Raw genomic sequence first — 15,111 nt, forward strand, 5'->3', positions numbered from 1 at the left:
GATTTACCACTGGGTCTATATTTATAACTCTAATTTTACCTTCTTTAATAAGTTCTTTTAATCTTTGTATATATTTATTTGTTCTATGCATTCCTACAAACCAATTTGGATGGTGTATTTGATTTGTAGTAAGAATATCTGCTGACCACATTACAATTACTTTTGAATGTTCTAATACATTATCCCAAGAAGTAACTTGTGCTGCTGATTCATCTACTCCAACTATATGTGGCGTAATAGCCCCAATGCAATGACACGAATAGCTTAAAACTCTAGCGGTATAACCACCTGTAATATTTAACATTCTATATATTAAAGTTTGTGGATTTCCAACACCACCAACTCCGTGCCAACCATAATTGCCACCATAAACAGCATTAGAGCCATATTTTTCATAAACTCTTTTAAGCTCATTAGCTACTAATTCATAAGCTTTTTCCCAAGTAATCTCAACAAATTCTTCTTTACCCCTTAAGCTTTTAGGAGCTTTTTCAAATCCTTTTTCTAAAACACTTTTTCTAACGCTTGGGTTTTTAATTCTATCTGGAGCATAGGTTCTAGCTACAACACCATTTAACATTGAACTAGGAGATTCATCTCCTTTAAATGGAATTACCCCTTCTAATCTTCCATTTTTAACTATAGGATGAAAAGCACCAAAATGCGATACAGACATACTTCCTTCAATGGAATTTGGCAACAAATTATTTTCACCAATAAAATCAACAGCACCTAAACTTGACGCACTAGCTGCTACTCCTGCTGCACCTTTTAAAAAGCTTCTACGAGATAACTTTTCCATAAATTCTCCTTTTAGTTTAAATAAAACTTAATTTTTTAAGTTATATAAAAATTATAATATTAAAATATGAAAATAAGTTAATGGAATAATTTTAAAAGCTTGATATTTATTAATTTAAATATTATTATAAATATTTAAAAAAATAATCATTTCATTTCTTTTGACATTCTATAAATGAATGAAAATACTTCGGCAACAGCCTTATACATTGCAGGTGGAATTTCTTCTCCTAATTCTAATTTGCTTAATACTTCACATAATTCTTCATCTTCTTTAATAGGAATATTATGCTCGTTAGCTAATTTTATAATTCTTTCGGCAATTTCTCCGCTACCTGTTGCCATTACTTTTGGAGCATTATTTTTATCTTTGTTATAGCCTAAGGCTAGGGCTTTTCTTATCTTACTCATACTTTTTTATTAAATCCTAAGTCTAATGTATATTCATCTTCGTATTTGCTCTCTCTTAATTTACTAATAAAGAAATTAGAAGTAATTAAACCAGCTTTTCTTAAATCTTTTTTAAAACCCCTTGCGTGATTGATTAAGATTTCTCTAAAATTATCATTTTCTATCATCATATTAATATCTAAATATTTATCTTGATTTAAACCAAGCATAATATTAATAGCTCCAAGTCTTTTAAATTTTAGCTTAATTTGTGCGTAAAATTTATCTTCGCTATCACTTTTAAAACTAATATTTGATTCATCTAAATCATCTAAAGAGTAGGGTAGGTATGTATTTACTTCATTATTTGCAACTGATATTATTTGGTTTAATTCTATTTGATTTAATAGTTTTTGGCTCATATCATAGGCTATTTTATTATCTTTTGCTAAAGCTACTTTTGAAGTTTGAAGCAGTATTGATTTAGCATCATTTGAAATGGAGTTGTTTATATGTTCTGCAGTTCTAGTTACAACCTGATTTATATCTTTTTTGGCTTGATTTAAGTGAGTTTTTAGGCTTTTTATTTCTTGAGTATTTATATAATTTTTAAAACTTTCTTCATTTTTTAAATTAGCACTTAGTAATTTTGTCAAACTTTCAATTTTATTTTGCAAACTCAAATTCTCGCTATTTAAAATAGAACTTATTGTATTGTTTTGATTGATTGCTTGTTTGATTTCTGGATTGTTTAACAACTTTAATTCTTGTTTAATATCTTGAGATTTTGTTATATCTTGTAAAGCTTTTAAATCACTTTTTATATCTTCACTTGATTTTTCTATAGGTTTTTCAGTGGCTTTTATTTTATCATCTGTGGTTTTAGAATTTAAATTATTGATTTTTTGATTTTCCTTATTTTTAAATTCTTTTGTTGTTTTTATTTCAATTTTATTAGTATCTTTAGTATAAATATCATTATTATTTTTTAGAATTTCTTTAATATTTTCAAGTTTGCTTAAAATATTGTTCTCATTATTTGAAATTTTATAATTATTTTGCACATTTGATGGGTTGTTTATGATTTCTTTTGCTAGATTTTTTATGTTTTGAATATCAGCTTTTAAACTTGCTAATTTTGGTAATATACTTTTTACTTTATCGTTTTTAACTTCAATATTTATTAGGTTTTTTATTTCTTTATTAATTTTATCTTCTAATTTATTTGCTACTTCAATTAGTTTTAGTGGTTCGGTATTTTTTTGCAAATACGCTCTAGCGTTTTTTAATAATTCTAAAGTTTTTATAACAGGGGTAGTGGTTGATTTATTTTCTAATTTTTGATTTATAAAATTTTCTAATTTTTCAAGGGATTTTTCGGCACTCATTTGCTCTTGACCGAGTTTAAAAATCTCACTTTTTAAATCACTTGTTTTGATATTTTTCATAAATGAAATAAGCCTAAAAAAGCTTTGTGGTAAGGCTTGTTCGTTTAGATTAGCCCTTAGTTTGCTCTCTAAAAATACTCCTGAATTATTTAAAGCTTGAAATAAGGCTTTTGAATCTTGCATTTTGGTATTTAATAAATTATCAAGCTTACTTACAAATATTTCTAAATCCTTATCCTTGCTTAAAATTGCTTTTAATTCTTTAATATCTTGAGCAATATTTTTTGAAATATTTATGTTTTTTGCATTTTCGCCTAGTTGGTTTAAATCTTTACTTGATTTTATTCCATCAAGTAATTTATTTACGATTTTTTTAAGACCTAGTTCTAGTGTTTCATCTTCGCTTAAGGCTTCGTTTATTAATGAACTACCTTCTTTTAAGGGTTCTTTAATATCTTTTGTATCTTTTACATTGGGTTTTAAATTCCCTTGTTGCTTTAGCCCTAAATCACTATTTACTAAAGAATTTAAAGTCGTATTTATATTATTCATCGTTGCCTAAATGCACAAATTGACTTGGTTTTTGCTCAAATTCTATTCTATTTACAGCGTCAATTTTTGGTTGAGTAAGAGTAAAAATAGCTAAGAAAAACAATAAAACTATATAAACTAAAATATAAGCATTAGCTCCAAAATTACTTATCATAAAGCCTAAAATTATAGGAGATAAAACAGAGCTTGAAACATAAGCAAACATTAGCGTTCTTCCGATTTCAAGCATTTGCGAGCTTTCTTTTGCTCTATCACTAGCCCTTGCAAGTGCTAAAGCATATACGCAAAAAAGCCCCATTCCAAGGAAAAAGCATAAAATAAATATAGCAATTTTATTACTTGCTAAAAAATATAGCCCTAAACTAGCAAAAAATGCAAGTATTACGCAAGATAAAATCGCTATTTTTCTACCATAAGTATCAGAAAATTTACCTATAAATAATTGTGCTATAAATCCGCCTAACATTGCTGTAAAAATTAGCAAAGATATATCTTGAATATTATAATTTAATGCTAAAAAATATGTCTGAGACATAGAAAAAAATCCATTCATTAAAAAGCCACCAACAAATGCTGATATAAATGCTAATTTTGATACATTAAAAATATTTGGGATACTTATTTTACGCCTTTCCTTAAGGATAGGTTGTTTGATTTTTAATAAATTAAGCGGTAACGAACATAATAAAATCACTATAACAGCTATTATAAATACATTATTGTAATCTGGTTCAAAATATAACAATAATACTCCTATGGCAAAACCAGAGTAAAATACTATTTCATAAATTGAAAGCATTCGTGAGCGAATTTCGTTTTTTGATTTTTGATTTATCCAAGATTCAATAATTACTAATAATGTATAGTATGAAAATCCTATTGTAAATCTTAAAATAGCCCAAAAATATATTTCTTTTGTAAATATATGCAAAATTGCAGCTATAGCAAATAATGAAGTAAAAAAACCAAAACTTCTAATATGTCCTACTTTTTGAATTAGACTATGAGAAAAAAATGTGCTAATTAATGCACCAAAATATATGCTTGAACTTACTAATCCTACATAAAATTCATCATATCCAAGATTTTTTAGTAGTATAGAATTTGAGCTTAGTAAAAAAGAATTTCCTACAAACAATAGCAAAGACGCAAATAATAATGCTCTTAAAGAGTTGATTGTTTTTATCATTTAAATATCCTTACTAATAATAAGTTTAAAATTATTACAAAAGAACTTGCAAAAAAAGCAATTATATTAAAAAGCTTATTATTAATTAATATTAATACGAGTATTATAAAAAAAACATAGGCTAAAAACTTATATATATTTATAAATATTTTATAATGTTTAATTGCTTTAAAATTCTCTTTAATTCCTTTTTTTGGTATATAAATAGGGTTTGTATTTTGTATAAAAAATCTAGGTGTATTAGCAATTTGGAATTTAGGTAATGATTTTTTAAGACTTAAATAGCTTAGAAATGGAATTATTAAATTAGCATAAAATGCTAGTTGGATACTATAAAAAGCATCTAAACTAGCAAAGTATAAACATAAAGCTATATTAAAAAATATTAAAGATATTACTAATTTATACATAAAACATTAACTTAGCACAAAGCACAATAAGAATAGCTAGAGTTAATGCTAGTGGGTGTATTATTTTGTTTAAAGGATTTGGTTTTTTGATTACGAATTTGAAAATTAAACTAATAGCTACCATTATAAAAATTAAGCTTGCAAAAGCAACTTTTAGCATAAAAATTTTCTGAAATGTAGTGTCAAAAAAGCCAATCTCGCTACCAACCCATCTACTCATCATCATACCGCCTGTAAGTATTAACAATACCACACAAATTGGCATAATTTTAATAGCTCTTTTAGTTATGCTTTCTTGAATTTGTTGTGCTAATTCTTGGCTTAGATTTTTCTTAGCACGACTAAAGATAACAACATCAAAAAACAAATAACCAACAAAAATAATCGCACAAAAAATGTGAATAATAAGTGCAAATGGATATAAACTTTCCATAAAAATCCTTTCATAATATTTTTAAATGAGATTATATTTGTCTTTTTTGTTTGTTTTATTGATTTAGCTTAATTATTATAAAAGTTTATTAATAAATTGTTCTAGGGCAAAATGCCCTAGATTATTAATCTACTTTAAAGTTTTCAATTTCATTGAAGTTTAGATATTTGTAGATATTAGCTTTTTTGCTATCGCTTATTTTATCATTTACTAATTCTAAATATTCGCTTGGGTTTGGTAAGCGACCAAGTAAAGCACAAACAGCAGCTAATTCAGCGCTACCTAAATAAACTTGAGCGCCTATACCCATTCTGTTATCAAAGTTTCTTGTGCTTGTACTAAATACAACAGCTCCATCATTTACACGAGCTTGGTTACCCATACATAAGCTACATCCTGGAACTTCAATTCTAGCACCTGCTGCACCATAAATTGAATAATATCCTTCTTTTGTTAGTTGAGCTTTATCCATTTTTGTTGGAGGTGCTACCCATAGACGAGTTTTAAGCATACCTTTACCTTTAATAACTTCTCCTAAAGCTCTATAATGTCCTATATTTGTCATACAAGAACCAACAAATACTTCATCAATATCTTGTGGGCGTTTGCTATCTGCTAATACTTCACTAAGAGTTGCTACATCATCAGGGTCGTTTGGACAAGCTAGGATAGGCTCTTTTATAGTATTTAAATCTATTTCAAAAATATGCTCATAACTAGCGTCTTTATCAGCTCTTAATAATGTAGGATTATTAAGCCATTCTTGCATTCTAGCTTTTCTTCTTAAAAGTGTATTTTTATCTTCATATCCAGCTTCAATCATAGCATCAATTAAGCTTATATTAGAATTTAAATATTCAGCTATGCTTTCTTTACTTAAATTAACACAACATGCAGCTGCGCTTCTTTCAGCACTTGCGTCGCTTAATTCAAATGCTTGTTCTACTTTTAGATTTTCTAAGCCTTCAATTTCTAAAACTTTACCAGCAAAAATATTCTTTTTGCCTTTTTTCTCAACCGTTAAATAACCTTCTTTTATAGCTACATAAGGAATTGCATTTACTAAATCTCTTAATGTAACACCAGGTTGTAATTCGCCCTTAAAACGAACTAAAATACTCTCAGGCACATTAAGTGGCATAGCACCTGTTACAGCAGCAAATGCTACAAGTCCTGAACCTGCAGGAAAACTAATGCCTATTGGAAATCTTGTATGCGAATCAGCTCCAGTTCCAACTTCATCAGGCATAGCAAAACGATTTAGCCAACTATGAATTACCCCATCACCTGGTTTAAGTGAAACCCCACCTCTTGAACTCATAAAATGTGGTAATGTTGTGTGTGTTGTTACATCGCTTGACTTAGGATATGCTGCTGTATGGCAAAAACTTTGTAATACAAAATCAGCATTAAATCCTAAGCTAGCAAGTTCTTTAATCTCATCTCTTGTCATTGGTCCTGTTGTATCTTGACTACCAACGGTTGTAGTTTTTGGCTCTATATACATTCCAGGAACAACGCCTTCTAAACCACAAGCACGACCTAGCATTTTTTGAGCTAATGTATAACCTTTAACTTTTACTTCAGGTTGAGATGGTTTTTTAAATATTTCTTCTTTTGGCATACCTAAAACATCTCTAGCCTTAGCACATAATCCACGACCTACGATTAATGGAATTCTTCCACCTGCACGAACTTCATCTAAAAGAGTATTTGGATTTATTTCAAAAGTTGAAACAACTTTACCATCTTTTTTAATTTGTCCGTTTGCAATATCAACAACAAATCTATCTCCCATTTCAAGATTTGTAACATCACAAACTATTGGTAAAGCACCACTATCTTGAGCGGTATTGAAAAAAATTGGAGCAATAGTTTGTCCTAAAATCACACCGCCTGTGCGTTTATTTGGAACTCCTTTTATATCTTCACCTATGTGCCATTGAACTGAATTTATTGCTGATTTACGGCTTGAGCCAGTTCCTACAACATCACCTACATAAGCTACTTGAATGCCAGATTTTTTAAGTTCTTCTATTTTTTCAATACTACCTGGTTGTCTTCTAACTAGCATTGCTTGTGCGTGTAAAGGAATATCACTTCTAGTAAATGCTTCACTTGCTGGACTTAAATCATCTGTATTTGTTTCTCCATTTACTTTAAAGCATATACATTCAATTTCAGATGCTACTTCAGGTCTTTTAATAAACCATTCTGCATTAGCCCAACTTGTTAGAACTTTAGTTGCGAATTTATTTCCCTTTTTATGTAATTCAGCAACTTTATCAAAACCATCATGAACGAAAATAATATTAGTTAAAGCATTTGCAGCAAGTTCTGCAATTTCATTGTTTTCTAAAGCTTTAAGTAATACTCTTACATTATAACCTCCAAGCATTGTGCTTAGCATTGATATTGCTTCAGATTTATTTATACAGGTGCATTTACTATTGTTAAATAGTATTTTTTCTAAGAAATCACATTTAATAAGCGCAGAATCATCAACACCAACACCAACACGATTAGCTAATAAATCTTTTAATTTTTCGCTATTTTTATCGTTGTTTTCTAAAAGCTCGCATAATTGTTTTGTCTGAGCTACATTTAAAACCAATGCAGGGACATTAAGAGCAGCACGCTCTTCAACTAATTTTTGGTATTCTTCTAAAAATGCCATATTAACTCCTTTAAAATTTTTAAAAAGATTATAAATGCTTTAGATAATAAAAAAGTAGTTTTGTCAAGAAAAATGTATAGGGTCTATATCAATTGTTACTTTTTGTAACTGTTTGTAGTGCAAGGCTAGGTTACTTAGTAACATTTTTTTATTTGAACGGAGCAAAATATAATATCTATAATTATTGTTAATTTTTTCTATAGCACATTTTCCATAGCCTATTATTTCATAATCATTATCGTTTTCTTTGCTATTTTTTAAATGATTTGCCAAGTCTTCACATAAATTACTTGCTTCTATTTCGTTTTTTGATGCAATAATTAATCTTAATAGTCTTTTAAATGGTGGATAATTAGTTCTAAAAAATTTCTCATCTTCTAAAAATTCATCATAATTTTGTAAATATTTTTCAAAAAAATCTTTATTTTGAGTATTTATTAACACTTTAGCTTTTTTGCCTCTTCCTGCACGACCAGCTACTTGAATAGCAAGGGCAAGTGTATTTTCACGAGCTTTATAATCAGGATAGAATAAATATTCATCAAGTCCTAAAATAGCACAAAATGTAACATTTTTATAATCGTGTCCTTTTGATATTAGTTGAGTTCCTACTAAAATATCTATATTTCCTAATTCAAATTCTTCTAGTATTTCTTTAAGTTTAGTTGCCGAGCTTAATTCATCGCTATCTAATTTTGCAATATTTGCATTAGGTAAAGCCTTTTTTAATTCTTCGCATAATTGAGCTGTTCCTATTATTTTACTTTCTAATATTTCGCTACCGCAGTTATCACAGGTATTTTTTAAATACTCTTTTTTACCACAATAATGGCATTTATATGTTTTATTGTGTAAACTCATTGCCACAGAGCAATTAGGACAAACTTTTCTTGAATTACAATCCTTGCATACAACTTGACGATAATTACCACGCACTGGCAAAAATATCATACTTTGCTCTTTTTTATTTAAATTATCTTCTAATAAATCAAGTAAATTAGAGCTAGGTGTCTCAAGACTATCGTCAAAAAGAATTTCTTTTTCGCTTTGAAAATATGTGCCTTTTAATCTAAATTTATTTATATTTTGATTATAAAAACTTTGAAGGCTTGGTGTTGCAGAGCCTAAAATGATTTTTGCATTTGTAATACTTGCTAGATAAATTGCCAAATCTCTTGCGTTATAACATGGATATTTTGAAGATTTATACGAATTATCGTGTTCTTCATCTACGATAATTAATCCTAAATTACTAAAAGGTAAAAAAAGTGCCGACCTTGCACCAATTACTAAAGGCTTATTTCCTAATTCAAATTCTATTAAATCTTTTTGTTTTTTAGCCTTAGTAATTTTGCTATGCCAAGTAATGAATAAATCTTTAAAATATACTTTCATTCTTTTTTGCATTTGTGGAGTTAGGCTGATTTCTGGCATTAAAAACAATGCTTGTTTTCCTTCATTAAGGCATTCTTGAATTAATTTTGCATATATTTCAGTTTTTCCACTTCCTGTATCTCCAAAAACCAAATTCATTTTATTATTTTGTAAACTATTTAGACACAAAAGTTGTTTTTCATTTAGTTTTAAATTTATATCTATATTCAAATTGTTTTTAGTATTAGATATATTTTTGCTTAGTATAAAACTATCAAGACATAAAGATATATTAGCAGCGTAATATTTACTCATAAATTCTGCTAATTTCATTTGATTATCAGTTAGAAATTCATTGAAAATACTTATTATTTGTTTGGTGTTAAAAGTTGGCTTTTCACATTTATTAATAACAATTGCAAGACAATTTTTATTATGTAATTTTACTTCAACCTTTGAAAATGGTTTAATTTCTTCATCACTTTCATAGGTTAAAGTTTCTAAATTATGTCCTAAAATCGCTACTTTATAATAATTCATTAAGAAGCTTTTTTGATACAAGGAATCATATTATTAATTGAATCAATTCTTTTACTATTACATTTATTACATACTGCTTCTACACATATTAATTCTGATTTTATACTTCTATAAATAAATTTATAATATACATTAGAATTAAATGTGTATCTATATAGTTCCATTTTCTCATCTTTTATAAGATTATTATCTTTCTTTTCTTTATCTAAGTAATCTTGAAAATCTTTATCTGCTTGATAAGCTGGGTTGTATAAATCAGTCCATGCAGAATATGTTGCATTGCTTGTAGCCGTTGTTCTTGCTAAAAAAAGCCAACCTTTATTCTCATCTCCTCTATCTAAGCCATCTTTAAATAAAGCTGTAAAAATTTTAGTAGGTTCAATTGGTTTTCCAGATGAATTTAAATTATCTAGATTATCATAGCTTGACACTTTCCCTATCATTACATTTTTTAGTAGTTGAGCGTTAATTTTGCCATTAATACCTTCAATTTCTGATTTTAAGCTAGCTATATCAGATTTAAATTTTAAATCAAAAAAATTAGGTAAAGCTACAGCCGATAATATCCCGATAATAACTATCGCAAATATTAGCTCTATCATAGTAAAGGCTTTTTTATTTACTAGCATTTTACTCGCCTAATTTTTTACAAGGTAAAACTTTTGCGCCTGGATACGAATTAAGGCATTTAAAAGTTCCTTTATTTTTATCGTATTCAAATACATAGCCATTTTTATTATTATCAGCATAATAAATAAAAGTTTCATTTACAACTTTATTAGTCCAACCATCCCAACTACCTTGCTTAGACCCAAAAGTAACAGGGTTTTTTAATACTGCTGCAAAAAAACTATTGCTATTTTTCATATTATTTTGGCATGTTGTGCCTTTATCACGCTTAGCGTCTAAGCATAAGCCATCTGGATATTTTGAAGTGCCATCTGTATAAAGGCTGTTTTGCTTATATTGTTCTATGCCTGAACGAATTAAAGCTAGTGTTTCTTTTAATTTTAATATTTGTGCATCATCACGACCTGCAAATAATTTAGGAATAGCAACGCCAGCTAATATACCAATAATCACTATTACAAATATAATTTCCATCATACTCATAGCTTTTTTCATATTATTCTCCTATTATAGAGCAATCTTCTGCTTTCCAACCGCTTAAGACCTTGCTTTTATCACATTTAAAGCTTCCATCGCTTGCATCGTATTTAAAAAATACTGCTGCTTTTTCTTTAGGTTTTGTAACAAATAATAAATCATCATCAGCATTATCCCAGCCTATTGAATTAGTAGCTCTTCTATTAATTCCTTTTGCTACCTCATCAGCAAAAGCAGGAGCACCCTTACAACCACTACTGCATAATTTTGCAGGATATTCTTTGAAGCCTTTTTCTACATAAGTATTTCCAGCGTAGGCTTCAATACCTTTTCTAATAGCTTCAACTTGCTCTTTTAATTGCACTATATGTGCTGTGTCTTTATTAGCCATCATTTTAGGAATTGCAATTCCTGCTAATATTCCTATAACAGCAATAGCAAAAATCATTTCTATCATACTAAATGCTTTTTTCATCTATTTTTCCTTTATTGTTAAGAATATTTATAATATTTATTAAATCTTCTTTTTGTCTTTGCAATTCTGATTTAAGATTTACATTTTCTTCTTTAAGTTTTAAATTCTCTTCTTGTATTTTTTCAAATTCTTGCACTAATTGAAAGTGTGAGTAACTTTTTTTAAGATATAAATTAATAAATTGTGGTATTTCTATATTTTTTGTAGGATTTTTTAGCTTATTTATATCATCATTTAAATAAGCTAAAAATTCTTTAGATGGAACATTAAAATTATAGCCCCTAGCTCCTAAGGTTATCGTAAATTTAGTTGTTGTTTCCAAGCACTTGCTCTATTGCTTTTAAGGTTTCTTCTTCAATTAAATTTTTATTTAATAACTCTTCTTCTAATTTACTAATTTCATATGATTGTGCTTCACATTTAGCTTTTGCTTGAGTTAATTCATTCATAAGTCTTTCGTTTTCGCTTACTAAATATTTATATTTTTCCATTAATTCTACTATTTTATTACTTAGTGTGCTTGTTATGTTATCGCTCATTTTGTTTATCCTTAATCAAATTTTAAAGCTGTGATTTTAATTATTTATAGTTAATATAATAATAAAAATTATTTTTTAGGATTAAAATGTTTGAGTTAATTAGTAATTATAAACCATCACCTGACCAAGCACAAGCAATAGAAAAAATTGTAAATGGTGTAAAAAATGGACAAAAATATCAAACTCTTTTAGGAGTTACAGGCTCGGGTAAAACCTTTACAATGGCAAATGTGATCAATGAACTTAAAATGCCTACTTTAATAATGAGCCATAATAAATCACTTTGCGCTCAGCTTTATAGCGAATTTAAAGGCTTTTTTGCGAATAATCATGTGGAGTATTTCATAAGTTATTATGATTATTATCAACCTGAAGCTTATATTCCTAGAACTGATACATTTATAGAAAAAGATAGCTCGGTTAATAATGATTTAGAAAGGCTTCGTTTAAGCTCAACTGCTTCGCTTTTAGCATACGATGATTGCGTTTGTATTGCAAGTGTAAGTGCTAATTATGGATTAGGAAATCCTGCTGAATATATTGACATGGTAGAGTTTTTTGAAGTAGGCAAATGTTATAAACAAAAAGAATTATTACTTCATTTAGTAGCTATGGGATATAGTAGAAATGATGCGTTTTTTGATAGGGGGAATTTCCGTGTAAATGGGGATATTATAGATATTTATCCAGCTTATTATGAAGATGATGCAATTCGCTTAGAATTTTTTGATGATGAATTAGAAAAAATTTATACTTTTAATACTTTTGATAATAAAAAAATAAAAGATTTAAATAAATTCACACTTTATGCTGCAAATCAATTTATAGTCGCTACTCCAACTCTTAAAAGAGCTTGTAGGGATATTAAAGATGAGCTTGATGAAAGATTAGAATATTTTAAAAAACAAGGCAAATTATTAGAAGCACAACGCTTAGAACAGCGAGTTGAATTTGATTTAGAAATGCTAGAAACTACAGGAATGACTAAAGGAATAGAAAATTATTCAAGACATTTAAGTGGGCTTAATGCAGGAGAAACTCCTTATACTTTATTTGATTATTTTAAAATAAAACAAAAGCCATTTTTAGTAATTGTAGATGAAAGTCATGTTAGTTTGCCACAATTTAGGGGAATGTTTGCAGGAGATAGAGCTAGAAAGGAAGTGCTAGTTGAATACGGCTTTAGATTGCCAAGCGCTTTAGATAATAGACCATTACAATTTGATGAATTTATTAATAAAGATTGCTTTTTTTTATTTGTGAGTGCAACCCCTGCTGAATTAGAGCTTGAGCTTAGTGGAGAGTGTGTTTATCAGCAAATTATGCGTCCAACAGGACTGCTTGACCCTGAAATTAGCATAATTGATAGCGAAAACCAAATAGAGCATTTATATGATGAGATTAAAAAGGTGATTGCTAGAAATGAGCGTGTATTAATCACAACACTTACAAAAAAAATGGCAGAAGAATTGCAAAGATACTACACAGAATTAGGTATCAAATGTAAATATATGCATTCAGATATTGATGCAATTGAGCGAAATGAATTAATAATTGGTCTTAGAAATGCAGATTTTGATGTGCTAATTGGAATTAACTTGCTTCGTGAAGGACTTGACTTACCTGAAGTTAGTCTTATAGCTATTTTAGACGCTGATAAGGAAGGCTTTTTACGCTCAACTACGAGCTTAATTCAAACAATGGGAAGAGCAGCTAGAAATGTCAATGGAAAAGTAATTTTATATGCTAAAAAAATCACAAAATCAATGCAAGAAGCAATAGATATTACGAGTGAGCGAAGAAGCTTGCAACAAGCTTATAATAAATTGCACAAAATTACTCCAAGAAGTGTTGAGCGAAAATTAGAAAAGACTTTAAAACAAAACGAAGATAATGTTTCTATAAAAAAATCAAAAATAGAAAAAATGCCAGCAAATGAGCGAGCAAAATTAGTAAATGAATTAAGAGAAAAAATGCACCTAGCAGCAAAAGAGCTTGATTTTGAACAAGCAGCGTTTTATAGAGATGAGATTAAAAAACTAAGAAGTATTTAAAATTTTAAAATTAATAATTATTATTAATATTTTTTATTTAAAATATTAGTTCTTATTATCATTATTAAGGAGAACTAATGTTTAAAGGCTTATTAAAAAGCTTAGTTGTGGCGAGTGTTTTATGTGTTGGTGCTAATGCTAAAGTAGAAGTAATTAAAGATGTTTTAGATAGAGAAGTTAAGGTTGATTTACCTGCTAAAAGAATAGTTCTTGGATTTTACTATACTGACTTTTTAGCAGTTGGTGGTAAGGACGCTTTGAAAAATGTAGTAGGATTTTCTAAGGAAGTTTGGACTGGTTGGACTCCTGCTAGCTGGGACGCTTATATTAAAGTCTTACCGGAGTTAAATAATATAGCTGATGTTGGAGAAGTTGAGCTAAGTACATTTTCAGTTGAAAAGGTATTATCTTTAAAACCTGATTTATTAGTATTGGCTGATTGGCAATATGAGATGATAAAAGATCAGCTTGAACCAATTAATAAAGCAAATATTCCTATTGTAATACTTGATTACAACCGCGAAAGTGTTGAAAGACACATAAGAAGCACCGAAGTTATAGGAAAAATTACAAATAACGAAGCAAGAGCAAATGAGCTTATAAGTTTTTATAAAGGCATAATTGATGATGTGCAAGAAAGAATTAAAAAAGCAAATCTTAAAAAGCCAAAAATTTATATAGAATTTGGAAATCTTGGTCCAAAAGAGCATAGTTATACTTTTGGTAAAGATATGTGGGGTGCTTTAATTGACCTTGCAGGTGGGGATAATATAGCAGCACCACTTGTAGAAAAATGGATGCCAATTCATCCTGAAGAAGTTTTAGCAAGTAAGCCTGATGTAATAATAATTGCAGGTCGTGAAACTGAACTTAAGAAAAATCCAGAAGCTATGGTAATGGGTATTGGAATTAGTGAAGAAGAAGCAAATAAAAGGCTAAATGGTTTTAAAACTAGAGCAGGTTGGGATAGTTTGCCAGCTATAAAAGATAATAGACTTTTTGCAGTATATCAAGGAGCTAGTAGAACACTAGTTGATGCTTCTATGGTGCAATTTATTGCTAAAGCTTTATATCCTGATTTATTCAAAGATATAGACCCTATTAAAACTTATATTGATTATCATAAAAAATATCTTCCGATAATTCCAACAGGTTCTTTTGGTATCCAAGCTAAGTGATAAA

Annotated in this window: 15 protein-coding genes; 2 read left to right on the forward strand and 13 right to left on the reverse strand. The window is 28.5% G+C overall.

The window, feature by feature from the left end:
• The 13 genes from AVBRAN12640_RS07090 to AVBRAN12640_RS07150 all read right to left on the reverse strand — a co-directional run.
• Positions 1-802, reverse strand: an 802-nt coding sequence (locus tag AVBRAN12640_RS07090; protein WP_336608838.1) for a molybdopterin-dependent oxidoreductase, incomplete at its 3' end; no start/stop codon positions are given.
• A 146-nt stretch (positions 803-948) separates the two neighbouring features.
• Complete coding sequence (locus AVBRAN12640_RS07095; RefSeq protein WP_214118364.1) at positions 949-1,212, reverse strand: FlhB-like flagellar biosynthesis protein; 264 nt, start codon at positions 1,210-1,212, stop codon at positions 949-951.
• Complete coding sequence (locus AVBRAN12640_RS07100; RefSeq protein ID WP_336608837.1) at positions 1,209-3,131, reverse strand: hypothetical protein; 1,923 nt, start codon at positions 3,129-3,131, stop codon at positions 1,209-1,211. Before AVBRAN12640_RS07100 ends, AVBRAN12640_RS07095 begins: the two co-directional genes overlap by 4 nt.
• Complete coding sequence (locus AVBRAN12640_RS07105; protein WP_214118368.1) at positions 3,124-4,320, reverse strand: MFS transporter; 1,197 nt, start codon at positions 4,318-4,320, stop codon at positions 3,124-3,126. The genes AVBRAN12640_RS07100 and AVBRAN12640_RS07105 overlap by 8 nt, the downstream gene beginning before the upstream one ends.
• The gene (locus tag AVBRAN12640_RS07110) at positions 4,317-4,730 is read right to left on the reverse strand and encodes a hypothetical protein (RefSeq protein ID WP_214120517.1); all 414 of its coding nucleotides are present in this window, start codon (positions 4,728-4,730) and stop codon (positions 4,317-4,319) included. Before AVBRAN12640_RS07110 ends, AVBRAN12640_RS07105 begins: the two co-directional genes overlap by 4 nt.
• Entirely contained in the window at positions 4,723-5,163 is a 441-nt protein-coding gene (locus tag AVBRAN12640_RS07115) for a copper resistance protein CopD (RefSeq protein WP_214118371.1), read from the reverse strand. The genes AVBRAN12640_RS07110 and AVBRAN12640_RS07115 overlap by 8 nt, the downstream gene beginning before the upstream one ends.
• Positions 5,164-5,287: 124 nt before the next feature.
• Entirely contained in the window at positions 5,288-7,840 is a 2,553-nt protein-coding gene (locus AVBRAN12640_RS07120) for a bifunctional aconitate hydratase 2/2-methylisocitrate dehydratase (RefSeq protein WP_336608836.1), read from the reverse strand.
• A 63-nt stretch (positions 7,841-7,903) separates the two neighbouring features.
• Positions 7,904-9,754, reverse strand: coding sequence for a primosomal protein N' (locus AVBRAN12640_RS07125; RefSeq protein WP_336608835.1), 1,851 nt, complete (start codon positions 9,752-9,754; stop codon positions 7,904-7,906).
• Positions 9,754-10,383, reverse strand: a complete 630-nt coding sequence (locus tag AVBRAN12640_RS07130) for a type II secretion system protein (RefSeq protein WP_336608834.1) — start codon at positions 10,381-10,383, stop codon at positions 9,754-9,756. The genes AVBRAN12640_RS07125 and AVBRAN12640_RS07130 overlap by 1 nt, the downstream gene beginning before the upstream one ends.
• 1 nt (position 10,384) lies before the next feature.
• Positions 10,385-10,879 (reverse strand): prepilin-type N-terminal cleavage/methylation domain-containing protein, encoded by a 495-nt coding sequence (locus AVBRAN12640_RS07135; protein WP_336608833.1) that lies wholly within the window; start codon positions 10,877-10,879, stop codon positions 10,385-10,387.
• Between the two features lies 1 nt (position 10,880).
• Positions 10,881-11,336 (reverse strand): type II secretion system protein, encoded by a 456-nt coding sequence (locus tag AVBRAN12640_RS07140; RefSeq protein WP_336607487.1) that lies wholly within the window; start codon positions 11,334-11,336, stop codon positions 10,881-10,883.
• Positions 11,320-11,658, reverse strand: coding sequence for a hypothetical protein (locus tag AVBRAN12640_RS07145; protein WP_336607486.1), 339 nt, complete (start codon positions 11,656-11,658; stop codon positions 11,320-11,322). Before AVBRAN12640_RS07145 ends, AVBRAN12640_RS07140 begins: the two co-directional genes overlap by 17 nt.
• Positions 11,642-11,875, reverse strand: a complete 234-nt coding sequence (locus AVBRAN12640_RS07150; protein ID WP_214118384.1) for a hypothetical protein — start codon at positions 11,873-11,875, stop codon at positions 11,642-11,644. The genes AVBRAN12640_RS07145 and AVBRAN12640_RS07150 overlap by 17 nt, the downstream gene beginning before the upstream one ends.
• An 86-nt stretch (positions 11,876-11,961) precedes the next feature.
• On the opposite strand from AVBRAN12640_RS07150, the gene uvrB reads away from it, so the two are divergent.
• Complete coding sequence (gene uvrB, locus AVBRAN12640_RS07155; RefSeq protein WP_336608832.1) at positions 11,962-13,929, forward strand: excinuclease ABC subunit UvrB; 1,968 nt, start codon at positions 11,962-11,964, stop codon at positions 13,927-13,929.
• Between the two features lie 77 nt (positions 13,930-14,006).
• Complete coding sequence (locus AVBRAN12640_RS07160) at positions 14,007-15,107, forward strand: ABC transporter substrate-binding protein (protein ID WP_336608831.1); 1,101 nt, start codon at positions 14,007-14,009, stop codon at positions 15,105-15,107.
• Positions 15,108-15,111 lie beyond the last annotated feature (4 nt).

The sequence above is a fragment of the Campylobacter sp. RM12640 genome (assembly GCF_020137595.1).
In the GTDB taxonomy this organism is placed as follows: Bacteria; Campylobacterota; Campylobacteria; order Campylobacterales; family Campylobacteraceae; genus Campylobacter_E.